Source organism: Mesorhizobium sp. B2-2-3, assembly GCF_006442405.1.
Classification (GTDB): Bacteria; Pseudomonadota; Alphaproteobacteria; order Rhizobiales; family Rhizobiaceae; genus Mesorhizobium.
The window spans coordinates 85,008-106,493 of sequence record NZ_VFWC01000006.1 but is presented as its reverse complement, the minus strand read 5'-3'; the positions used below and the strand labels follow the sequence as shown (position 1 = coordinate 106,493).

Sequence of the window (21,486 nt, the reverse complement as noted above, 5' to 3'; positions counted from 1 at the left end):
GTTTCCCCCTCTATACGTAGCGGAAGACGCCGATGGCGTAGACCACGGAGAGAGCGAGAGCCCACCACAGGCTGGGTCCGACAAGACCCAGCCAAGCGAGATGGATGAAGGCGCTGCCAAGCAGCGAAACGAAGAGACGATCGCCGCGCGTCGTCTTGAAACGCAGCACGCCGATGCGCGGATCGCCGCCGGGCGAGGCATATTCCCAGACACCCATGCCGACCAGCAGCAGCGCTATGACGGCGAAGAAGGCGGCCGTCGGCCAGGTCCACGCCATCCAGGAGAAGTCGAGGTTCATGGTCACACCCTCCCCAGGGCGAAGCCCTTGGCGATGTAGTTGCGAACGAACCAGATGACGAGCGCCCCGGGGATCAGCGTCAGCACCCCGGCGGCTGCCAGCAGCCCCCAGTCCATTCCCGACGCCGACACGGTGCGGGTCATGGTAGCGGCGATCGGCTTGGCATCGGTGGTGGTCAGCGTGCGGGCGATGAGCAGTTCCACCCATGAGAACATGAAGCAGAAGAAGCAGGCGACGCCGATGCCGCTGGCGATCAGCGGCATGAATATCTTCACGAAGAAACGCGGAAACGAATAGCCGTCTATGTAGGCCGTTTCGTCGATCTCCTTCGGCACTCCGGACATGAAGCCCTCAAGGATCCACACCGCCAGCGGCACGTTGAACAGGCAGTGCGCCAGCGCCACCGCGATATGCGTATCGATGAGGCCGAATGCCGAATAAAGCTGGAAGAACGGCAGCGCGAACACCGCCGGCGGTGCCATGCGGTTGGTCAACAACCAGAAGAACAGATGCTTGTCCCCGAGGAAGCGGTAGCGTGAGAAGGCGTAAGCCGCCGGCAGCGCCACGGCGACCGAGATCACCATGTTCATCACCACATATGTCATCGAATTGATGTAGCCCGAATACCACGACGCATCGGTGAAGATGATGGTGTAGTTGCGCAGCGTCGGCGCATGCGGATAGAGCGTCAGCGAATTGACGATCTCCGCATTGGTCTTGAAGCTCATATTGATGAGCCAGTAGATCGGCAGCAGCAGGACGATGATGTAGAGCGTCGGCACGATCCACCACCAGCGCGATTCCTCGCCACGGCGGCGCATGCGCCTGTCCAGCTCGCTCTGCGACAGCGAACTGGCGAGTCTTTCCGAAGCGGCGGTCCCGTTCACCAGGTTGCGCTCGGTACGTTCGTTGGCGCCGGCCATATCAGCGTTCCGCGTCGTAGTTGGTCATCACGGTGTAGAACACCCACGACAACAACAGGATGATCAGGAAGTAGACCAGCGACATCGCCGCCGCCGGACCGAGGTCGAACTGTCCGAGCGCGGTCTTGACGAGGTCGATCGACAGGAAGGTCGTCGAATTGCCCGGACCGCCGCCGGTGACGACGAAGGGCTCGGTGTAGATCATGAAACTGTCCATGAAACGCAGCAGCACCGCGATCAGAAGCACGCGCTTCATCTTCGGCAACTGGATGTAGCGGAACACCGCCCAGCGCGAGGCGCCATCGATCTTGGCCGCCTGGTAGAAGGCGTCGGGGATCGAGACCAGGCCGGCATAGCAGAGCAGCACGACGAGGCTGGTCCAGTGCCAGACGTCCATGATGATGACGGTGACCCAGGCGTCGAACGGATCCTGCACGTAATTGTAGTCGATGCCGAGCGCGTTGACGTAGTAGCCGAGCAGGCCGATATCGTTGCGGCCGAACACCTGCCAGATCGTGCCGACGACATTCCACGGGATCAAGAGCGGCAGCGCCATCAGCACCAGGCAGACCGGCACGCCCCAGCCCTTTTTGGGCATGTTGAGGGCAATGAAGATGCCGAGCGGCACTTCGATCGCCAGGATGATGAAGGAGAAGATCAGGTTGCGCACCATGGCTTCCCAGAAGCGATCGGAATGCAGCAACTCTTCGAACCATTCGGTCCCCGCCCAGAAGAAGACGTTATTGCCGAACGTGTCCTGTACCGAGTAGTTGACGACGGTCATCAGCGGGATAACGGCCGAGAACGCCACCAGCACGAGCATCGGCAGCACGAGGAACCAGGCCTTGTTGTTCCAGGGCTTTTCCATTTACGCCCCCATCTCGACACGCCAGGAATCGGCATAGATGTTGATGCCGGCTGGGTCGAACCGCACTTTTGGATCGGCGGGAACGGTTTCGTCCTCGCCGATGACGGCCGCGATCTCGCGGCCTTCCAGACTGGCGCGCACGACCTTGTGGCGGCCCACATCCTCGACCTTGCTGACGTGGACGGCCATGCCATCGCGGCCGAGCCTGACATATTCAGGACGGATGCCGAGTTCGACGACGCCGCTTCCGGCCTTCGGCGCGCCTGGCAACTGGATGCGCTGGGAACCAAGCGTCGCTGTCTTGCCATCGATCGCTACCGGCATGACGTTCATGCCGGGCGAGCCGATGAAGTAGCCGACGAAGGTGTGGCGCGGCCGCTCGAACAGCTCGGCCGGCGTGCCGATCTGCACGATGCCGCCATCATACATGACCACCACCTGGTCGGCGAAGGTCAGCGCCTCTGTCTGGTCATGCGTAACATAGACCATGGTGTAGCCGAAGCGGCGGTGAAGCTGCTTCAACTGCGAGCGCAGCACCCACTTCATGTGCGGGTCGATGACGGTCAGCGGCTCGTCGAACAGGATCGCATTGACATCCGAGCGCACCAGTCCGCGGCCGAGCGAGATCTTCTGCTTCTGGTCGGCGGTCAGGCCCCTCGCCTTCTTCCTGGCCCAGTCTGCCAGGTCGATCATGTCGAGCGTCTCGCGCACCTTGCGGTCGACGTCGGCCTCCGGAACGCCGCGGTTGCGCAGCGGGAAAGCCAGGTTGTCGTAGACGGTCATCGTGTCGTAGATGACAGGGAACTGGAACACCTGCGCGATGTTGCGCTCCTGCGTCGACAGTCTCGTGACATCCCTGCCGTTGAACAGCAATTGGCCGTGCGAGGGGTGGAGCAGGCCGGAAATGATGTTGAGCAGCGTGGTCTTGCCGCAGCCGGATGGGCCTAGCAGCGCATAGGCGCCACCGTCCTCGAAAGTGTGGTGCACCTCCCGCAGTGCGAAATCCGCATCGGTACGCGGGTTCGGCAGATATGAGTGCCTGACATGGTTGACGTCGATGCGCGCCATCGTTTTCTCCTCAGGCCGCCAGCTTTGCCGCGGCCACGGCGACGCCGTGTTGGTCGAAAACCATGATGTGACGCGGGTCGATGAACACTTCGACCACTTCGTCGGTCTCGAAATCGCGGATGCCATGGGTCAGCATCACCCAGCGCGCGTCGGCGAAATCAAGATGGATGAAACTTTCCGAGCCGGTGATCTCGGTGATGGTGACCTTTGCCCGCACCGGCACGGCACTCGCATCCGGCCGCTCGAGCGACAGATGGTGCGGCTGGAAGCCGATCGTGTAATTGCCGTCGGCAATGCCGACAAGTTCCGGCGGCACCGGCAGCTTGACGCCGCCCTCCAGCAGGAAATCGGGTCCGTTCTTGGCCAGCACGATCGTGTTGAGCGGCGGATCGGCGAAGGTCCTGGCCGTCACCAGGTCGACCGGTTTGCGGAACACCTCGATGGTCGGGCCGAACTGGGTGATGCGGCCTTGCGACAGCGTCGCCGTATTGCCGCCGAGCAGCAGCGCCTCGTGCGGTTCGGTCGTGGCATAGACGAAGATGGTGCCGGCGGCGGCGAAAATCCTCGGCAGTTCGGCGCGCAGTTCCTCGCGCAGCTTGTAGTCGAGATTGGCGAGCGGCTCGTCGAGCAGCACCAGGCTTGCATTCTTGACGATGGCGCGCGCCAGTGCGGTGCGCTGTTGCTGGCCACCGGACAGGCTGAGCGGCGTGCGGTCGAGATAGGGCGTCAGCTTGAGCAGGGCAGCGGCTTCACGTACCTGGCTGTCGATCTTGGCCTTCTCGACTCCCGCCACCCGCAGTGGCGAAGCGATGTTTTCGTAGACGCTCATCGCGGGGTAGTTGATGAACTGCTGGTAGACCATGGCGATCTTGCGCTTTTGAACAGGCTGGCCGGTGACGTCCTTGCCGTCGAACCAGACCGAGCCGGAAGTCGGCGCGTCGAGGCCGGCCATCAGCCGCATCAGGCTGGTCTTGCCGGACAGCGTCGGCCCGAGCAGCACGTTCAGCGAGCCATGCTGGAGCGTCAGCGACACGTCGCGGATATGCTCCACCGCGCCGACCGTCTTGGTGACGTTCCTCAGTTCCAGCATGATGCCTCCTCCCAGGCCGTGTGCATCAGCAGCCCTTCATTCCGCGGCCGCGACGTGGCGGCGGCTTATGCCGCGCATGAATTCATCCAACGCCGCCGTCTGCTCGCGGCTGAAATGCAGGCCGCGCTTGGTCCGACGCCACAGCACATCTTGCGATGTGACGGCCCATTCGTTCTCGACGAGGTAGCGCACCTCGACCTCGTAAAGGTCGGCGCCGAAATTGCGGCCGAGGTCGGCATTCGATTTGGCAAGGCCAAGCAACATCTGCGCGCGCGTGCCGTAGAGCCGCGTGAGCCGGCGTGCCAAACGCTGGTCGAGAAAGGGATAGGCGCTCTTCAGCCTCGCCACTTGCGCATCAAAACCGGTCGCCGCGAAATCGCCGCCCGGCAGCGGCGCATTTGCCGTCCACGGCTTGCCGCGCCTGCCGAGAAAGCCTTCGATCTTCTCCAGCATAGATTCCGACAGCCGGCGATAAGTGGTGATCTTGCCGCCGAACGTGTTGACGATCGGGGCTGTGCCCTCGCCGCCATCGGCCTTCAGCACATAGTCGCGTGTCGCCTCCTGCGCCTTCGAAGCGCCATCATCATAAAGCGGACGCACGGCCGAATAGGTGCAGACGATATCCGAGCGCTTGACGGGTTGGGCGAAGTACTCGCTTGCCGCCGCGCACAGATAGTCGATCTCGGTGTCGCTGATCTTCACGTCGTGCGGATCGCCGGGATAGTCCTGGTCGGTGGTGCCGATCAGCGTGAACTCGTCCTCGTAAGGAATGGCGAAGATGATGCGGCCATCCTTGTTCTGGAAGAAATAGGCGCGTGGATCGTCGAATTTCTTCGCGATGACGATGTGACTGCCCTGCACGAGGCGGACATTGTGCACATCGTTGAGGCCGACGACGCCGGAAAGCACATGATCGACCCAGGGGCCGGCGGCATTGACCAGCAGCCGCGCCTTGACCTCTTCGGTCTCGCCGGTCCGCAGATTTTCGATCCTGATCGTCCACAGCCCGCCTTCGCGGCGCGCCCCGACCACCTTGGTGCGGGTGCGGATGGTCGCGCCCCGGTCGGCGGCGTCACGCGCGTTCAGCGTCACCAGCCGCGCATCGTTGACCCAGCCGTCGGAATATTCGAAGGCCTTCTTGAACAATGGTTTCAATGGCTTGCCGGCAGGGTCGGTGGCCATGTCCAGGGTTCTGGTCGCCGGCAGCAATTTGCGCCCGCCAATATGATCGTAAAGGAAAAGGCCGAGCCTGATCAGCCAGGCCGGACGCAGGCCCTTGGCATAGGGCAGCACGAAGCGCATCGGCCAGATGATGTGCGGCGCGTTCTTCCACAGTACCTCCCGTTCCATCAGCGCTTCGCGCACCAGGCGGAATTCGTAGAATTCGAGATAACGCAGGCCACCATGGATCAGCTTGGTCGAGCCTGAGGAGGTTCCGCTGGCGAGATCGTCCATCTCGGCCAGAAATACCGAAAACCCGCGGCCGGCGGCATCACGGGCAATGCCGCAGCCATTGATGCCACCGCCTATGACGAAAATGTCACGGATCGAAGATGCGTCCACCAATTCCTCCAGCGATTTCGCATTGCACCATTTGGCTCTTTTGCGAAACCGTGGCGGAATTATTTCGAACTCATAACGAATGTCAAACGAAATATCACAAGCTCGTGAAAGCGCTGCAACGTCCTCAATCGAGCGAGGTTTCGATCAGTTGAACCTCGGCCTCCTGGCAGATCTTGCGCACCGAGGGGATATCGCAGCGGTCGGTGATGAAGGTGTTGACCTGCGACAGATGGCCGATGCGAACCGGCGCCGTGCGCTCGAATTTGGTCCGGTCGGACACCAGGATGACGTGCCTGGCATTGGCGATAATGGCTTGCGCGACCTTGACCTCGCGGAAATCGAAATCGAGCAAGGCGCCGTCATGGTCGATTGCCGAGGCGCCGATGACGGCGTAGTCGACTTTGAACTGCCTGATGAAATCCACCGCCGCCTCGCCGACGACGCCGCCATCCGAGCCGCGAACCACCCCGCCCGCGATCACCACCTCGATCGAAGGATAGATGCGCATCCTATTAGCAACGTTGATGTTATTGGTGATGACCATGAGCCCGCTGTGATCCAGCAGCGCCTTGCTGACCGACTCCGTCGTGGTGCCGATGTTGATGAACAACGAGGCGTTGTCCGGGATCAGCCTGGCGGCCGCGCTGCCGATCGCCTCCTTCTCCTCGGCGGCGATCTTGCGCCTGGCTTCGTATTCCATGTTCTCGATGCCGGAAGGAAACAAGGCGCCGCCATGGATGCGCGACAGCAACCGCTGGTCGCAAAGATCGTTGAGGTCCTTGCGGATGGTCTGCGGCGTGACGTTGAAGTGGGTGGCCAGATCGTCGACCAGGACGCGGCCATGATCCTTGGCCATTTGGACGATTTCGGCATGGCGCGGCGACAGATACATCTGAAGACCTTCTGCTTTCGTTTTTCTTGATCATAGACGAAAACGAAAGCAATGAAAAGGCGTAAGCCGGCTAATGGAAACCACATGATAGCAAAGGCAAACTTGGTCGCAGTCCCGACTCAGCCGGTTCAGGTTAGTCCGCGCGCGATTTCGGTGATGGCGGCAAAAGCCGAATCGACATCCGCCGCGGTCGCCTCGAACTGGCCGACCTGGAAGCGGATGGCGACGCGCCCGTTCACCCTGGTCTGTGTCAGGTAGATGCGTCCGTCATCATTGATCGCATTGACAAGCCGGAGATTGTGCTCGTCGGCATCGGCTCCCTCCGCCTTGTGCCGGAACGAAAACAGCGACAGCATCGGCTCAGTGACGATCTCGAAATCCGGCTCGTCGGCCAGGCGCGCTGCCAGGCCTTCGCTCCAGGCGACGTGGTTGCGGATCATCGTGCGCAGGCCTTCCAGTCCATAGGCACGCAGCAAGAACCACAGTTTCAGCGCGCGGAAGCGGCGGCCGAGCGGCACCGACCATTCGGAATAGTTGATGATGCCGTCATGACCGTGCGTCTTCAGATAATCCGGCTTGATGGCGAGCGTCCTGACATGGCTTTCGGGGTCGCGCAGGAACTGGATCGAGCAGTCGAACTGCGCGCCCAGCCATTTATGCGGGTTGAAGACGATAGAATCCGCCTGCTCCACACCGGCCCAGAAATGCCGGTATTCCGGGCAGATCATCGCCGATCCCGCCCAGGCGGCATCCACGTGAAGATAGACCCCGTGGCGTTTGGCGATCGCGGCGACGCTGGCGATATCGTCAGTGCCACCGGTGCTGGTGCCACCGACGCAGGCGATGATACCCGCGGGCAGCAAGCCTGCCTTCTTGTCGGCGACGATCGCCGCCTCGAGGGCCGCTATGTCCATGGCGCGAAAGCGGCCGGCGACCGGAATGCGCACGAGATTGTCCTCACCGATGCCGGCCACCCAGATCGCCCGGTCGATCGAAGTATGCACCTGATCCGACGAATAGATGCGCAACCGCGCCTGCCCCGTCAGGCCCCTTTTGTTGCCTTGCCAGTCGAGCGCGCGTTCGCGCATCGTCAGCACCGCCGCCAGCGTCGCCGAGGAGGCAGAATCCTGGATGACGCCGGAAAAACCTTCCGGCAGGCCGAGCGCCTGGCGCATCCAATCGACAATCCTCGTTTCGAGCTCCGTCGCCGCCGGCGACGTCTGCCACAGCATGCACTGCGCGGCCATCGCAGAGACCAGATACTCAGCCACCACAGAAACTGGTGCCGCGTTCGCCGGAAAATAGGCGAAGAAGCGGGGATGCTGCCAATGCGTCATGCCCGGCAGGATCTTCTCCTCGAAATCGGCGAAGATCCTGTCCATCGGCTCCGCGTCTTCGGGCGGCGACGCTTCTATGCTCCTGAATATGTCGCCGGGCTCGACCCGCGGCCGCACCGGGCGCTGGCGCAGCGTTTCACGATAGTCGGCGCCCCAGTCGGCGGCCCGCCGCGACCATTGCCGGAAATCGTCACTGTTCATCCTGTCCTCCCGACATGATCGCTTCACCGGCGCCCTTCGCCCGGTTTTCAAAAACGACTGTTAAACATTTGCAACCACCGGAGAAATCCGGCGCGTCCTTATCCCGGAAAATCCGGCAGACTGGCAAACGCCGTCTTCAAGGCGCTCGACCATCCCTCGGAGATCGTGCGGTAGTACGGGTCGTCATGACCGATCCGTTTCTTCAACCCGACCTGGAAGGCATCCTTTTCCAGGAAAAGCAGATCCAGCGGCAGCCCGACCGACAGGTTCGACTTCAGCGTGGAATCGAACGATACCAGAAGCAGCTTCACGGTCTCCGCGAGACTCATCGACCGGTCATAAGCGCGAATGATGATCGGCTTGCCGTATTTGGTCTCGCCGATCTGGAAAAAGGGCGTGTCATCGGTCGATTCGATGAAATTGCCCTCGGGATAGATCATGAACAGGCGCGGGGCGCTGCCCTTTATCTGGCCGCCCAGGATGAAGGAGGCGTTGAAGTAGGAATCGGCCTTGTCGCCGGCGGGCGAGGAATGGGCGATGACGTCCTTGACGGTTTCGCCGACCAGTCGCACCGTCTGGTACATCGACGGCGTTTCGAGCACTGCCGCGTGCCGGTCGCCAACCGCCTTGGTGCGCTCGTCGAGCACGCTGATTACGGCTTGCGTCGTCGCCAGATTGCCGGCCGACATCAGCACGATGACGCGCTCACCGGGATCTTCCCAGACATGCATCTTCTTGAAGGTGGAGATCGAGTCCATGCCGGCATTGGTGCGCGTGTCCGACATGAACACGAGCCCGCGATCGATCTTGAGGCCGACGCAATAGGTCATGGTTTACTCTTCCGGCAGCGAACCCTAAAAACCGCGTCGCGTCGGAACGGATCCATTTGACGCGCTTAGTCTTTGTTTTCATGCATATCGTCACCCCAAACCAAGGTGGCGTTTTGGACGACATGCATCGGGTGATTACTGCTCCACCGTGACGGTGACGGCAAGCCGCTCTTGCGCCTGTCCCAGCAAAATCCCCGAAACCGGCGACGCATCGCGATAGTCGCGCCCCGTCGCCACTCTCACATAGCGCTCATCAGGAGAGATACCGTTGGAGGGGTCGAAGGCAACCCAGCCGAGGCCCTGAACATGTGCTTCGGCCCAGGCATGGCTTGCCGCCTGCTCGATGGCCGCGTCCATCATCAGATAGCCGCTGACATAGCGTGCCGGGAAGCCCATGGCGCGGGCGGTGGCGGCAAAGATATGGCTATGATCCTGGCAGACCCCGGTTTTCAGCGCGAGAGCCTCTTCAGCCGGGGTCGTCGCATTGGTGGTGCCCGGCGCATAGGCGACCCGCTCGGAGATGATAGTCATCAGACGGTGCAGTCTTTCGATATCGGTGCCCTTGCCGACTGTCTCGGCGAGTGCGCGAATGCCATCGCCGATCATGGTCAAAGGCGTCTCCTGTGCGAACAGCCAGAGCGGCGCGAACCCCTGATGCGGCCCACAAACCCCCGATGTATCGCGCGTCACCACCTCGCCTGACGCCTCGACCGTAATGAAATCACGCTCGCCCTCGACGCTCAACAATCGGGTGTCATTGCCGTAGTGGTCGGCAAATCGCACTTCCTCGCGCGCGCCTTCTACCTTCAGGGCCCAGGACAGCACGGTCTGCGTGCGCCCGCTCACCGGAAGCAGCCGCAGCCGCTGCAGCAGGTACTGCACCGGTGCGTCGTAACGGTATTCGGTCCGATGGGTGATCTTGAGCCGCATGGCCTCCTCAATAGAACCTGTAATCCTGCGCGATCTCGTCGCCGAGCCTGGTGTTGTCGCGAATGAAGCCGGCAAGGAATTCATGCAGGCCGGCGTCGAAAATATCCTTGATCGAGCCTGCCTGCAGCATGGCCTGGGTCTTTTCCGCCGTCGCATGGCAGGGATGGCGCCCGCCATAGTCGTCGCCGAGGAACTTCAGGTGCTCGGCCAGGAAGCGATAGCAGAAGGTCAGCGATCGCGGCATGCGCACATTGAGGATCAGATAGTCGGCGATGTTGGTCGGCTTGTAGTCGGCGTCGTAGACCCAGCGGTAGGAGCGGTGCGCCGATACCGAGCGCAGGATCGATTCCCACTGGTAATTGTCGAGCGTCGAGCCGACCCAGGAGATCGACGGCAAGAGCACGTAGTACTTCACGTCGAGGATGCGCGCCGTATTGTCGGCGCGCTCGACATAGGTGCCGAGCTGCGAAAAATCGAAGATCTCGTTGCGCAGCATGGTGCCGTAGAACGAGCCGCGGATCAGCGCCGTTTCGCGCTTGATCGCATCGAGCACGTTTGGCAGGTCACGCTCGTCGATCGGCCTTGCCAGCATGCGCTTCAGCGCCATCCAGGCCTCGTTGATGCTTTCCCAGGTCTCCCGCGTCAGCGCGGTACGCACCATGCGGGCATTGTTGCGTGCCGTCTCGATCGACGACATCGTGCTCGACGGGTTCGACGTGTCGCGCAACAGGAAGTCGGCTACATCGGCCGCCGTATAGTCCTGATACTTCTGCGTGTAGGCGACGTCGGAGCCGGCGCTGAGCAGCACCGAATTCCACTCTTCCGACGCGCTCTGCGTGCGCGTCAGCGCCATGCGCAGGCCCGCATCGACCAGACGCGCCATGTTTTCCGCCCGCTCGATATAGCGGTTCATCCAGTAGAGCCCGTTGGCGGTGCGGCCGAGAAGCATGGAGTGGCCCTTCGGGCTAGTGAGTAGGGAATAGTGAGTAGCGAGTAGGGAATGTTCGAGTTTCGATTGGATACGGCATTGTTCTGTCCCCTCTGATACCAACTACTGCCTACTGCCTACTGCCTACTGACTACTCATCTCAATCATCCAGCACCCAGGTATCCTTCGTGCCGCCGCCTTGCGAGGAATTGACCACCAGAGAGCCCTCCTTAAGCGCGACGCGCGTGAGCCCGCCCGGCACGATCTGGATGCGGTCGGAGACCAGCACATAGGGTCTCAGATCGACATGGCGCGGCGACAGGCCCTTTTCGGTCAGGATCGGACAGGTCGAGAGCGCCAACGTCGGCTGGGCGATGTAATTGGACGGCTTGGCCTGCAGCTTCTTGGCGAAATCCTGGCATTCGTTCTTGGTCGCCGCCGGTCCGACCAGCATGCCATAGCCGCCTGAACCGTGCACTTCCTTGATCACCAGCTCATCGATGTGTTCGAGTACATATTTCAGGCTGTCCGGCTCCGAACAGCGCCAGGTCGGAATATTGCCGAGGATCGCCTTGCGGCCGGTGTAGAATTCGACGATCTCGGGCATGTAGGAATAGATCGCCTTGTCGTCGGCGATACCGGTTCCCGGCGCATTGGCGATCGTAATGTTGCCGGCCCGGTAGACATCCATGATGCCAGGCACGCCGAGCGCGGAGTCCGGCCGGAAAGTCAGCGGATCGAGGAAGGCATCGTCCACCCGGCGATAGAGCACGTCGATCTGCTTGTAGCCTTCGGTCGTGCGCATCGCGACATGACCGTCCACCACGCGCAAATCCTGCCCCTCGACCAGTTGTACCCCCATCTGATCGGCCAGGAAGGCATGTTCGAAATAGGCGGAGTTGTAGCTGCCGGGCGTCAGCACGGCGATGGTCGGCGTGCCCTTGGCGTTCTGCGGCCGCACCGCCGCCAGCGACTGGCGCAAAAGCTGCGGATAGTTCTCCACCGGCCGCACCTTGATTTGTTGGAACAACTCGGGGAAGAGCTGCATCATCGTCTCGCGATTTTCCAGCATGTAGGAAACGCCCGATGGGGTGCGCGCATTGTCCTCCAGCACGTAGAACTCGTTTTCGCTGATGCGCACGATGTCGACGCCGATGATGTGGGTGTAGACGCCGGCGGGTGGCCTGACCCCGATCATCTCGGGCAGGAAGGCTTCGTTCCTGGCGATCAGGTCGCGGGGAACGCGTCCGGCCCGCAGGATTTCCTGGCGGTGATAGATGTCGTCGAGAAAGGCGTTCAGTGCCTGCACGCGCTGCTCGATGCCTTGCGTGAGGCGGCGCCACTCATTGCCAGAAATGATGCGCGGAACGATGTCGAAGGGGATAAGCCGCTCGGAGGCTTCCTGCTCGCCATAGACGGCGAAGGTGATGCCGGTTTTGCGGAAGACGCGTTCGGCGTCCTGCATTTTCTCGGTAAGCCTGGCCGGGTCCTGCTCTTTCAGCCAGCGATCGTAAGCCGAATATGGTCTTCTAAGTCCGGAGACCTCCGGAAGCATTTCATCGAACGCTGCCAATCGCATACTCCCCTGTGACGCCATTTCACTGGCGCCGCCGGAGAAAATCAAGCGCAATCGGTGATTTGAGGGATGCGGGCGATCAGTATGTCGCCCCTGCCTAAAATTGAGGCAGCGGAAATATGAGCTTGGTCACGCTTTGCCTCATGCTCGGGCAATGGGCTCCGACGCTAGAAGGCGCGAAAGGTGACGACGGTGAACGTGTCCTTGATGCCGGGGAGAATCTGCACCTTCTCGTTGACGAAGTGGCCGACATCCTCCTCGTCGTCGACATAGAACTTGGCGAGCAAATCGTAATTGCCGGCAGTGGAGTAGATTTCCGAGGCGATCTCGGCGTCGGCGAGCGCGCTGGCAACCTCATACGACTTGCCCAGTTCGCATTTGATCTGCACGAAAAACGCCTTCATGGCTCCGCCCTGCTAAACGTCCAATCCAAGCGGCCCTTCTGGCAGACTGGAGGCGGGCTTTCAAGCGCTGGAACGGTACTTAGCCGGTTCGGGCGTTGGCCACGCCTCCCGCAATTCCGCCAAGGCTGCCTGGACTTCGTCGCGCGACAACACTGAATAATCGCCGCCGGTGAAACCCTGAAGCGCCACCAAACGTATGTTAGGATGCCTGCACGGGCAGGATTTTTCGAAAGGCAAGTTCTCGAAAGACAAGGGAAACAGGCTATGCGCCGCACGCTTTTCGCATTCGCATTCCTTCCTCTCCTCCTGCCCTTGTCGGCGTTTGCCGGCGAGGCCGAGATCAAGGCGGCGCAAGCGGCCATTGACGGCCAGCTGAGAGCGTTCCTGGCCGATGACGGCGTCACGGCCTACAGCTTCGCCGCACCGAACGTGAAGCGGATCTTCCCGACCGTCGACACCTTCATGAACATGGTGACCAACGGCTACGCGCCGGTGCGCAACCCACGGAGCTACTCGTTCGGCAAGGTCGAGGAGACGGGTCCGACCTCGATCATCCAGCAGGTGCTGATCGTCGGCCCTGACGGCAAGGACTACGAAGCTGTCTACACGTTGGAGCGACAGCCCGACGGCAAGTTCCAAATCACCGGCTGCAGCCTGCGCGCGTCGAATTCCCTGAGCACCTGAACCGTCACAGCGCCGGGATATCGCCCCTCGCCCAGCCCTCGGTAATTTCGGCAGCGTGTGCCTCGAAAGTGCCGGTCTCTATCGCCGCGCGTATGTCCTGCATCAGCTTTTGATAATAGGACAGATTGTTCCAGGTCAGAAGCATCGCACCGAGCGCCTCTTGCGAGCGCACGAGATGGTGCAGGTAGGCGCGGGAATAATCGCGTGCCGCCGGGCAGTCGCTTTCCTCATCGAGGGGGCGCGGATCGTCGGCATGGCGGGCGTTGCGCAGATTGACCTTGCCGCGCCTTGTATAGGCAAGCCCATGCCGGCCGGCCCGCGTCGGCATCACGCAGTCGAACATGTCGATGCCGCGCGCCACCGATTTCAAGATGTCGTCCGGCGTGCCGACCCCCATGAGATAGCGGGGTTTGTTGTCAGGCAGTTCCGGGCAGGTGATGTCGAGCATGTCGAGCATGACCGCCTGCGGTTCACCGACGGCAAGGCCGCCAACCGCATAGCCTTTCAGATCCATCGCGCTCAGCGCCTGCGCCGAACGCACGCGCAAATCCGCATTGTCGCCGCCTTGCACGATGCCGAACATCGCCTTCCCGGGCTGGTCGCCGAACGCCGTCTTGCAGCGCTCCGCCCAGCGCAGCGACAATTCCATGGCGCGCTCGATCTCCTTGAGCGCGGCCGGCAGCGCCGTGCATTCGTCGAGCTGCATCTGGATGTCTGAATCGAGCAGGCCCTGGATCTCGATCGAACGTTCCGGCGACATTTCGTATGCAGCGCCATCGATATGGGAGCGGAAGGTGACGCCCTTCTCGGTCAATTTCCGAAGCTTCGACAGCGACATCACCTGGAAGCCACCGCTGTCGGTCAGGATCGGATGCGGCCAGCGGGCGAATTCGTGCAGGCCGCCAAGCTTCGCCACGCGTTCGGCGCCGGGCCGCAGCATCAGATGGTAGGTATTGCCCAGGATGATATCGGCGCCGACGCCGCGCACCTGATCCATGTACATCGTCTTGACCGTGCCGCCGGTGCCGACCGGCATGAAGGCGGGCGTGCGGATTTCGCCGCGCGGCATGCTGATCAAACCGCGCCGCGCCTTACCTTCGGTCGCCAGCACCTTGAAGGTGAACGTCTCAGCCATTGAATTCCTTGTCGTATGCCGGTGCGCCCGGAGCCTGTTCGTCCAGCGACTGGCGATAGTGGATGCAGCCGCGCATGAATCTTGGCCAGGGCGGCACGGCGATTGCCGGATCGATCTTCTCGGGCAGCAGGTCCCACAAATCGGGATGATGCCAGCAAAGATCGTGCCCCGATGCATCGCGATGCTGGCGAATGCCGGCGCGCAATTTTTTGACTTCGGCGATCAAACTGTCCCGGTCCAGCCTGTCGAGGTCATCGTCCATCGCTCATCTCCGCTCGATACAGCAGGCTTGCATCTCCGTAGGAGTAAAATCTGTAGTGGTGCTCAATGGCGTGCGCATAGGCGGCGCGCATCGTCTCGAGGCCGCTGAAGGCCGAAACCAGCATGAACAATGTCGAACGCGGCAGATGGAAATTGGTCATCAGCATGTCGGCGGTGCGAAAACGGTAGCCGGGCGTGATAAAGATGTCGGTCGGGCCGGACCATGCAGCCAGCACGCCATCCTCTCGCGCGGCACTTTCCAGCAGGCGCAGCGAGGTCGTACCGACGGCAATGACGCGCCCGCCCCTCGCCTTTGCCGCATTCAACGCGTCGGCAGTTGCCTCGCTGACCGAGCCCATCTCCGCATGCATCTTGTGGTCGGCGGTGTCGTCCGCCTTCACCGGCAGGAACGTGCCGGCGCCGACATGCAAGGTGACGAAGCGGCGCTCGATGCCCTTGGCGTCGAGCGCGGCAAACAGCTCCGGCGTGAAATGCAGGCCCGCCGTGGGTGCTGCGACGGCGCCTTCCTCCCGGGCATAGATGGTCTGGTAGTCGGCCCGGTCGCGCTCGTCGTCGTCGCGCTTCGAGGCGATATAGGGCGGCAGTGGAATGTGGCCGACCGCATGAAGCGCCTCGTCGAGGAAAGGGCCCGACAGGTCGAAGCCGAGCAGCGCCTCGCCCGCCTCGCCCTTTTCGATCACCGTGGCGTCAAGCTGGCCGAGGAAGCAGGAATTGCCGTCATGGCCGAAATGGATGCGGTCGCCGACGGCAACGCGCTTGCCCGGCCGCATGAAGGCCAGCCAACGGTCCGGCGCCATCCGCATGTGCAATGTGGCTTCGACCTGCGCCGCCGCCTCGCCGCGCCGCCTGATACCTTTGAGTTGCGCCGGGATGACCTTGGTATCGTTGAAGACCAGCACGTCACCAGCCTGGAGCAGGGAAGGCAGGTCGCTGACCGCCCGGTTCGAAACCCCCTCGCCGGGCCTGACCACCAGCATCTTTGCGCTGTCGCGCGGCTCTGCCGGGCGAAGCGCGATACGCTCTTCCGGCAGGTCGAAATCGAACAGATCGACACGCATCAGAAGAGCCTGATAAGCAGCGCCCCGGCCAGAAGCAGCACCGCGCCGGCCACGCGGCCGAGCGAGATTTCACGAACCGCGACGCCGAGGAACCCGACGCGGTCGATCAGCATGCCCGCCAGCAACTGGCCCGCCACCAGGAACGCCATCAGCGCGGCGGCGCCGATGCGTGGCGTCAGGATGGTGGACAGTGTGACGTAGAAGCCGCCCAGCATGCCGCCGGCGATGAACAGCCAGGGCGCGGGCGCCTTCCAGTCGAGCGAGATGCCTTGCAGCCTCACCACCGCGACGGCAATGATGCCGAGCACGATGGCGCCCGACAGGAACGAAAACGCAGCCGCCGCGACCGGGAGCCCCAGGCCGCGCGCCAACTGCGAATTGATCGGCGCCTGAATGGCAATGAAGGCGCCGGACAGGATGCCGAGAAGCGACCAGACGACGCCCATCATTGTCCTGTCGCCTTACTTGACGTCGGCCGCGACCTTCAGCGACACGATCTTATCGGGATCCTGCACCGGCTCGCCGCGCTTGATCTTGTCGACATTGTCCATGCCTTCGATGACCTGGCCCCAGACCGTGTACTGGCGATTGAGGAAGGCTGCATCGTCGAAGCAGATGAAGAACTGCGAATTGGCGGAGTTCGGATTCTGCGAGCGCGCCATCGAGCAGGTGCCGCGGCTGTGGTTGGCATTGGAGAATTCGGCCTTGAGATCCGGCTTGTCGGAACCGCCCATGCCAGCGCGGGAAGGCGCGAAAGAGGGCTTGCTCGAATTGCCGAACTTGACGTCGCCGGTCTGCGCCATGAAGCCCTCGATGACGCGGTGGAAGACCACGCCGTCATAAGCGCCTTCGCGGGCCAGTTCCTTGATGCGGGCGACATGGCCGGGCGCCAGGTCGGGAAGCATTTCGATGACGACCTTGCCCTTGGTCGTTTCCATGATGAGCGCGTTTTCGCGATCCTTGATGTCGGCCATGTCTGATATCCTTTTCAAAAAACAGAACTATTTGTCGGCGGCGATGCGCACCTTGATCATCCGGTCGGGATCGGTGACCGTGCCGTTGTCGGCCTCGTCGCCCTTCTTGATGTGGTCCACGAGTTCCATGCCGCTGACGACATTGCCCACGATGGTGTACTGGCCGTCGAGCGGCGGCGCCGGCGCGAACATGATAAAGAACTGCGAGTTTGCCGAGTTCGGATCCTGCGAGCGTGCCATGCCGACCACGCCGCGCTTGTAGTGCTCGGTCTGCGAGAATTCCGCCGGCAGGTCCGGCAGGTCGGAGCCGCCGGTACCGACAGCCTGGGCGTTGAAGCCCTTGTTCATGTTGCCGAATTTGACGTCGCCTGTCTGCGCCATGAAGCCGTCGATGACGCGGTGGAAGGCGACGTTGTCATAGGCATGCTCACGCACCAGCTTCTTGATCTGCGCGACATGCTTGGGCGCGAGATCGGGACGCAGCGCAATGGTTACATCGCCGTCCTTCAACGTTATGATCATGGTGTTTTCCGGGTCGGCGGCATAGGCTGAGACCGATGCGGTCACGAGACCGGCAAGCACGACGAGGAACGAGGCGAGCTTTTTCAGCTGCATGGTCTTCTCCGAGAAACCTATTTTGCGAATTTAGCGGTGAGCGCACCGGCGACCGCGGCCGGCACGAAGGGGCGGATGTCGCCGCCCATCGAGGCAATCTGGCGCACAAGTGTGGCGGTAATGGCTCTGACCGAGGGGCTGGCGGGCAGAAAAACCGTCTGCAGCTCGGGCGCCATGGTTTCATTCATGCCGGCCATCTGCATCTCGTAGTCGAGATCAGTGCCGTCGCGCAGGCCGCGGATCATGATTGAGGCCCCCTGTTTCCTGGCCGCATCGATGACCAGCCCGTCGAAGGCGACCACCTTGATGCGTGTGCCGTCGCGGCCGAATTCGGCCTTGGTCGCGGCCTCGATGAGTTCGACCCGTTCCTCGAAGGAAAACAGCGGCTTCTTGCCGGGATGGATACCGATCGCCGCATAGACGATGTCCGCCACGGCCAGCGACGCCTTCAGCACGTCGAGATGACCGTTGGTCAACGGGTCGAAGGAGCCGGCATAAAGGGCGATGCGCTCGGTCATGCCGGTGCTTCTAACGGGCGCGCGGACGGAAGGCAAATCTCATTGATGCGATCCCCTTGAACCTTTTTGCAGGGATGAACGACAGATGAATGCGCCGATCACGAACGCTTCACGCAGCGTTCACTACCTTGCCCCTTTAAGAAGATGAAACCAAAGTCCCATGTAAGCGTTGTAGAGCGCAGGAGAACACGCACATGCTGATCTACATGCTCGCCACTGCAATGACCGTCGCCATGCTGATCGCCACTGTATTCGGGCTACATCAGGAGGCCCAGCGCGTCCGCATCAAGACCAACGCCAAACGCTTCGAAGGGTTCGGCCCCCGCAAGCCTCACCGTCACTATTGAACTAGCCTGAATTTGTTGCGACGCGCCGGCCGATTGGCCGGCGTTGCCATGTCTGTCCAAGCCAGACTTATTGCGCATCATCCGGGCCGGCATCGGCCGCCGGATCGATCTCGGCACCAACCTCGACGATTTCTTCCTCGTCCGATTGCGGCTCGGAAATGCGCTCGACCGAAACCACCTTCTCGCCTTCCGCCGTGTTGAAAATGGTCACGCCCTTGGTGGCGCGGCTGGCGAAGCGGATGCCGTTGACCGGCACCCGGATAACGGTACCGCCGTCGGACACCAGCATGATCTGGTCGTCATTGCCGACCGGGAAGGTTGCCACCAGCCTGCCGATCTCGGCCGTCTTCGACACGTCGGTGGCCCGAATGCCCTTGCCGCCGCGTCCCGTCAGACGGAAATCATAGGACGATGAGCGCTTGCCGTAGCCGTATTCCGTCACCGTCAGCACGAACTGCTCATGCGCCTTGAGGAACTCGTAGCGCTCGTCTGACAGCTCCGCCTCCTCGCCTACCTCTTCGTTGGTCAAGGCGATCTCTTCCTCCTCGCCTGCCGGGATGCCGGCGGCCAGGCGCCGTTCGGCCACCACGCGCTTCAGATAGGCGGCGCGTTCGGCCGGCGGCGCATCGACATGCTCGATGACGGCCATCGAAATGACGCGATCGGTTTCGGCCATGGCGATGCCGCGCACACCGACCGAGTTGCGGCTCTGGAAGACGCGCACGTCGCCGACGGAAAAGCGGATGCACTGGCCGGAGCTGGCGGTCAGAAGCACGTCGTCATTGTCGGTGCAGGTCTCGACGCCGAGGATCTCGTCGCCCTCCTCCTCCAGCTTCATGGCGATCTTGCCGTTGCGGTTGACCTGGACGAAGTCGGAAAGCTTGTTGCGGCGCACCGTGCCGCGCGTGGTGGCAAACATCACGTCGAGCTCGCCCCAGCTCGTCTCATCCTCCGGCAGCGGCATGATGGTGGTGATGCGCTCGCCCTGCTCCAGCGGCAGCATGTTGATCAGCGCCTTGCCGCGTGACTGCGGATTGCCGATCGGCAGGCGCCAGACCTTCTCCTTATAGACGATGCCGCGCGAGGAGAAGAACAGCACCGGCGTGTGCGTATTGGCCACGAACAGGCGGGTGACGAAATCCTCTTCCTTGGTCGACATGCCCGAGCGACCTTTGCCGCCGCGGCGTTGCGCCCGGTAGAGCGACAATGGCACGCGCTTGATGTAGCCGGAATGGCTCACCGTCACGACCATGTCCTCGCGCTGGATCAGGTCCTCGTCTTCCATATCCGCGCCGCCCTCGCTCAGCTCGGTGCGGCGCGGCGTGCCGAATTCGTCGCGCACGGCCGCGAGCTCGTCCTTGACGATCTGCTGGACGCGGGCGCGGGACGAAAGGATATCGAGATAGTCGACGATCTCGGCGCCGATCGTGTTCAACTCGTCGGCGATTTCGTCGCGGCCGAGAGCCGTCAGGCGCTGCAGGCGCAACTCCAGGATCGCGCGCGCCTGTTCCTCGGACAGATTGTAGGTGCCGTCCTCGTTGATGCGGTGGCGCGGGTCGTCGATCAGGAGGATCAGAGATTCGACGTCGCCGGACGGCCAGCGCCGCTCCATCAACTGCTCGCGCGCCGTCTGCGGGTCCGGCGCGGTGCGGATCAGCTTTATCACTTCATCGATGTTGGCGACGGCGATTGCGAGGCCGACCAGCACGTGGGCCCGGTCGCGCGCCTTGCGCAGCAGGAACTTCGTGCGCCGGGTAACCACCTCCTCGCGGAAGGACACGAATGCCCTCAGCATATCGGTCAGCGTCAGCAGTTCGGGCTTGCCGCCATTCAGCGCCACCATGTTGGCGCCGAAAGAGGTTTGCAGCGGCGTGAAGCGATAGAGCTGGTTGAGGATGACGTCGGCGACGGCGTCGCGCTTCAGCTCGACGACGACCCGATAGCCCTGGCGGTCGCTCTCGTCGCGAATGTCGGAAATGCCCTCGATGCGCTTGTCGCGTACCAGTTCGGCCATCTTCTCGATCATCGACGATTTGTTCACCTGGTAGGGAACCTCGGTGATGATGATCGATTCGCGGTCATTGCCGCGCGCCTCGATGTTGACCTTGCCGCGCATAACGATGGAGCCGCGGCCGGTCGAATAGGCGCTGTAGATGCCGGAGCGCCCGAGCACGATGCCGCCGGTCGGGAAATCCGGCCCCGGAATGATTTCCATCAGCGCCGGCAGGTCGATGGCCGGATTGTCGATGATCGCGATCGCGGCGTTGCAGACTTCGCCCAGATTGTGCGGCGGGATGTTGGTGGCCATGCCGACGGCGATGCCGCCCGAGCCATTGACCAGCAGATTGGGAAAGCGCGCCGGCAGGACCTTCGGCTCGCTGCCGGAAGCATCGTAAGTGTCCTGGAAATCGACCGTATCCTTGTCGATATCCTCCAGCAGTTCATGCGCGACCTTGGTCAGCCGCGACTCGGTGTAGCGCATGGCCGCCGGCGGATCGCCGTCGATCGAGCCGAAATTGCCTTGCCCGTCGATGAGCGGCACGCGCAGCGACCAGTCCTGCGCCATGCGCACCAGGGCGTCATAGATAGAGGCGTCGCCATGCGGATGGTATTTACCCATCACGTCGGCGACCGGGCGCGCCGACTTCACATATTTGCGATTCCAGTGATAGCCGCTCTCATGCGCGGCGAAGAGAATGCGGCGATGCACCGGCTTCAGGCCGTCGCGCACGTCGGGCAGCGCGCGGCTGACGATCACGCTCATGGCGTAATCGAGATAGGAGCGCTGCATCTCCTCGATAATCGAAATCGGCTCGATGCCGGTGGGGCCGCCGTCGGCGCCGCGCGGTGTTTTTTGGTCGGTCAAATCGGATCACAATCTAAACAGGAATCACTTGCCGTATATATAGGAAGCCGGGCCGAAACTCCAATGTCGACGGCACTTTTCCCGTGTCGATTTTGGCGG

General features: G+C 62.1%; 23 protein-coding genes. 2 read left to right on the top strand and 21 right to left on the bottom strand.

Going from position 1 to position 21,486, the window contains the following annotated elements; all coding sequences use genetic code 11:
- Nucleotides 1-10: 10 nt before the first annotated feature.
- From FJ951_RS12895 to FJ951_RS12835, 13 genes are all read right to left on the bottom strand, one after another.
- Nucleotides 11-298 carry a DUF2160 domain-containing protein gene (locus FJ951_RS12895; protein WP_140498788.1) on the bottom strand — a complete coding sequence of 96 codons (288 nt, stop codon included), beginning with the start codon at nucleotides 296-298 and terminating at the stop codon, nucleotides 11-13.
- Between the two features lie 2 nt (nucleotides 299-300).
- Nucleotides 301-1,221 (bottom strand): carbohydrate ABC transporter permease, encoded by a 921-nt coding sequence (locus tag FJ951_RS12890; protein ID WP_140515322.1) that lies wholly within the window; start codon nucleotides 1,219-1,221, stop codon nucleotides 301-303.
- 1 nt (nucleotide 1,222) lies between these two features.
- A complete protein-coding gene (locus FJ951_RS12885) occupies nucleotides 1,223-2,089 on the bottom strand; it encodes a sugar ABC transporter permease (RefSeq protein ID WP_140498792.1) in 867 nt (288 codons plus the stop codon).
- Entirely contained in the window at nucleotides 2,090-3,157 is a 1,068-nt protein-coding gene (locus tag FJ951_RS12880) for an ABC transporter ATP-binding protein (protein WP_140498794.1), read from the bottom strand.
- Between the two features lie 10 nt (nucleotides 3,158-3,167).
- Entirely contained in the window at nucleotides 3,168-4,247 is a 1,080-nt protein-coding gene (locus FJ951_RS12875) for an ABC transporter ATP-binding protein (RefSeq protein WP_140515321.1), read from the bottom strand.
- A 36-nt stretch (nucleotides 4,248-4,283) separates the two neighbouring features.
- Nucleotides 4,284-5,810, bottom strand: a complete 1,527-nt coding sequence (gene glpD, locus FJ951_RS12870) for a glycerol-3-phosphate dehydrogenase (RefSeq protein WP_140515320.1) — start codon at nucleotides 5,808-5,810, stop codon at nucleotides 4,284-4,286.
- A gap of 124 nt (nucleotides 5,811-5,934) precedes the next feature.
- A complete protein-coding gene (locus FJ951_RS12865) occupies nucleotides 5,935-6,702 on the bottom strand; it encodes a DeoR/GlpR family DNA-binding transcription regulator (protein WP_140515319.1) in 768 nt (255 codons plus the stop codon).
- Nucleotides 6,703-6,830: 128 nt separating this feature from the next.
- Entirely contained in the window at nucleotides 6,831-8,240 is a 1,410-nt protein-coding gene (locus tag FJ951_RS12860) for an aspartate aminotransferase family protein (protein ID WP_140515318.1), read from the bottom strand.
- A 98-nt stretch (nucleotides 8,241-8,338) separates the two neighbouring features.
- Nucleotides 8,339-9,070, bottom strand: coding sequence for a peptidase (locus FJ951_RS12855; RefSeq protein ID WP_140498804.1), 732 nt, complete (start codon nucleotides 9,068-9,070; stop codon nucleotides 8,339-8,341).
- 135 nt (nucleotides 9,071-9,205) lie between these two features.
- Entirely contained in the window at nucleotides 9,206-10,000 is a 795-nt protein-coding gene (locus FJ951_RS12850) for a transglutaminase family protein (RefSeq protein WP_140515317.1), read from the bottom strand.
- A 7-nt stretch (nucleotides 10,001-10,007) separates the two neighbouring features.
- Nucleotides 10,008-10,949 (bottom strand): alpha-E domain-containing protein, encoded by a 942-nt coding sequence (locus FJ951_RS12845; RefSeq protein ID WP_140498807.1) that lies wholly within the window; start codon nucleotides 10,947-10,949, stop codon nucleotides 10,008-10,010.
- A 139-nt stretch (nucleotides 10,950-11,088) separates the two neighbouring features.
- Nucleotides 11,089-12,501, bottom strand: a complete 1,413-nt coding sequence (locus FJ951_RS12840) for a circularly permuted type 2 ATP-grasp protein (RefSeq protein WP_181165357.1) — start codon at nucleotides 12,499-12,501, stop codon at nucleotides 11,089-11,091.
- Nucleotides 12,502-12,671: 170 nt separating this feature from the next.
- Nucleotides 12,672-12,908, bottom strand: coding sequence for an Lrp/AsnC family transcriptional regulator (locus tag FJ951_RS12835; RefSeq protein WP_010909609.1), 237 nt, complete (start codon nucleotides 12,906-12,908; stop codon nucleotides 12,672-12,674).
- A gap of 264 nt (nucleotides 12,909-13,172) precedes the next feature.
- Between FJ951_RS12835 and FJ951_RS12830 the strand changes: the two genes are divergently transcribed.
- The gene (locus FJ951_RS12830) at nucleotides 13,173-13,592 is read left to right on the top strand and encodes a DUF4864 domain-containing protein (RefSeq protein WP_140515316.1); all 420 of its coding nucleotides are present in this window, start codon (nucleotides 13,173-13,175) and stop codon (nucleotides 13,590-13,592) included.
- Nucleotides 13,593-13,596: 4 nt separating this feature from the next.
- Here the strand turns inward: FJ951_RS12830 and tgt are convergent, their stop codons facing one another.
- From tgt to coaD, 7 genes are all read right to left on the bottom strand, one after another.
- The gene (tgt, locus tag FJ951_RS12825; protein ID WP_140515315.1) at nucleotides 13,597-14,727 is read right to left on the bottom strand and encodes a tRNA guanosine(34) transglycosylase Tgt; all 1,131 of its coding nucleotides are present in this window, start codon (nucleotides 14,725-14,727) and stop codon (nucleotides 13,597-13,599) included.
- The gene (locus FJ951_RS12820) at nucleotides 14,720-14,989 is read right to left on the bottom strand and encodes a hypothetical protein (RefSeq protein WP_140515314.1); all 270 of its coding nucleotides are present in this window, start codon (nucleotides 14,987-14,989) and stop codon (nucleotides 14,720-14,722) included. Before FJ951_RS12820 ends, tgt begins: the two co-directional genes overlap by 8 nt.
- Nucleotides 14,979-16,067, bottom strand: coding sequence for a tRNA preQ1(34) S-adenosylmethionine ribosyltransferase-isomerase QueA (gene queA, locus FJ951_RS12815; protein ID WP_140515313.1), 1,089 nt, complete (start codon nucleotides 16,065-16,067; stop codon nucleotides 14,979-14,981). Before queA ends, FJ951_RS12820 begins: the two co-directional genes overlap by 11 nt.
- A complete protein-coding gene (locus FJ951_RS12810; protein WP_140515312.1) occupies nucleotides 16,067-16,516 on the bottom strand; it encodes a DMT family transporter in 450 nt (149 codons plus the stop codon). Before FJ951_RS12810 ends, queA begins: the two co-directional genes overlap by 1 nt.
- A 12-nt stretch (nucleotides 16,517-16,528) precedes the next feature.
- Nucleotides 16,529-17,041, bottom strand: coding sequence for a peptidylprolyl isomerase (locus FJ951_RS12805; protein ID WP_140498821.1), 513 nt, complete (start codon nucleotides 17,039-17,041; stop codon nucleotides 16,529-16,531).
- Between the two features lie 27 nt (nucleotides 17,042-17,068).
- Nucleotides 17,069-17,563, bottom strand: coding sequence for a peptidylprolyl isomerase (locus tag FJ951_RS12800; RefSeq protein WP_224518951.1), 495 nt, complete (start codon nucleotides 17,561-17,563; stop codon nucleotides 17,069-17,071).
- A gap of 110 nt (nucleotides 17,564-17,673) precedes the next feature.
- Nucleotides 17,674-18,174, bottom strand: a complete 501-nt coding sequence (coaD, locus tag FJ951_RS12795; protein WP_140515311.1) for a pantetheine-phosphate adenylyltransferase — start codon at nucleotides 18,172-18,174, stop codon at nucleotides 17,674-17,676.
- Nucleotides 18,175-18,368: 194 nt separating this feature from the next.
- Between coaD and FJ951_RS12790 the strand changes: the two genes are divergently transcribed.
- Nucleotides 18,369-18,521, top strand: a complete 153-nt coding sequence (locus FJ951_RS12790; RefSeq protein WP_140498827.1) for a hypothetical protein — start codon at nucleotides 18,369-18,371, stop codon at nucleotides 18,519-18,521.
- A gap of 67 nt (nucleotides 18,522-18,588) precedes the next feature.
- Here FJ951_RS12790 and gyrA read toward each other — a convergent pair whose 3' ends face one another.
- Nucleotides 18,589-21,387, bottom strand: a complete 2,799-nt coding sequence (gene gyrA, locus FJ951_RS12785) for a DNA gyrase subunit A (RefSeq protein ID WP_140498829.1) — start codon at nucleotides 21,385-21,387, stop codon at nucleotides 18,589-18,591.
- Nucleotides 21,388-21,486: the final 99 nt, after the last annotated feature.

Bases quoted from the DNA above. Each gene is read 5' to 3' on its own strand.
- FJ951_RS12895 (WP_140498788.1), bottom strand. From the start codon at position 298: ATGAACCTCGACTTCTCCTGGATGGCGTGGACCTGGCCGACGGCCGCC.
- FJ951_RS12890 (WP_140515322.1), bottom strand. From the start codon at position 1,221: ATGGCCGGCGCCAACGAACGTACCGAGCGCAACCTGGTGAACGGGACC.
- FJ951_RS12885 (WP_140498792.1), bottom strand. From the start codon at position 2,089: ATGGAAAAGCCCTGGAACAACAAGGCCTGGTTCCTCGTGCTGCCGATG.
- FJ951_RS12880 (WP_140498794.1), bottom strand. From the start codon at position 3,157: ATGGCGCGCATCGACGTCAACCATGTCAGGCACTCATATCTGCCGAAC.
- FJ951_RS12875 (WP_140515321.1), bottom strand. From the start codon at position 4,247: ATGCTGGAACTGAGGAACGTCACCAAGACGGTCGGCGCGGTGGAGCAT.
- FJ951_RS12865 (WP_140515319.1), bottom strand. From the start codon at position 6,702: ATGTATCTGTCGCCGCGCCATGCCGAAATCGTCCAAATGGCCAAGGAT.
- FJ951_RS12860 (WP_140515318.1), bottom strand. From the start codon at position 8,240: ATGAACAGTGACGATTTCCGGCAATGGTCGCGGCGGGCCGCCGACTGG.
- FJ951_RS12855 (WP_140498804.1), bottom strand. From the start codon at position 9,070: ATGACCTATTGCGTCGGCCTCAAGATCGATCGCGGGCTCGTGTTCATG.
- FJ951_RS12850 (WP_140515317.1), bottom strand. From the start codon at position 10,000: ATGCGGCTCAAGATCACCCATCGGACCGAATACCGTTACGACGCACCG.
- FJ951_RS12845 (WP_140498807.1), bottom strand. From the start codon at position 10,949: ATGCTTCTCGGCCGCACCGCCAACGGGCTCTACTGGATGAACCGCTAT.
- FJ951_RS12835 (WP_010909609.1), bottom strand. From the start codon at position 12,908: ATGAAGGCGTTTTTCGTGCAGATCAAATGCGAACTGGGCAAGTCGTAT.
- FJ951_RS12830 (WP_140515316.1), top strand. From the start codon at position 13,173: ATGCGCCGCACGCTTTTCGCATTCGCATTCCTTCCTCTCCTCCTGCCC.
- tgt (WP_140515315.1), bottom strand. From the start codon at position 14,727: ATGGCTGAGACGTTCACCTTCAAGGTGCTGGCGACCGAAGGTAAGGCG.
- FJ951_RS12820 (WP_140515314.1), bottom strand. From the start codon at position 14,989: ATGGACGATGACCTCGACAGGCTGGACCGGGACAGTTTGATCGCCGAA.
- queA (WP_140515313.1), bottom strand. From the start codon at position 16,067: ATGCGTGTCGATCTGTTCGATTTCGACCTGCCGGAAGAGCGTATCGCG.
- FJ951_RS12810 (WP_140515312.1), bottom strand. From the start codon at position 16,516: ATGATGGGCGTCGTCTGGTCGCTTCTCGGCATCCTGTCCGGCGCCTTC.
- FJ951_RS12805 (WP_140498821.1), bottom strand. From the start codon at position 17,041: ATGGCCGACATCAAGGATCGCGAAAACGCGCTCATCATGGAAACGACC.
- FJ951_RS12800 (WP_224518951.1), bottom strand. From the start codon at position 17,563: ATGATCATAACGTTGAAGGACGGCGATGTAACCATTGCGCTGCGTCCC.
- coaD (WP_140515311.1), bottom strand. From the start codon at position 18,174: ATGACCGAGCGCATCGCCCTTTATGCCGGCTCCTTCGACCCGTTGACC.
- FJ951_RS12790 (WP_140498827.1), top strand. From the start codon at position 18,369: ATGCTGATCTACATGCTCGCCACTGCAATGACCGTCGCCATGCTGATC.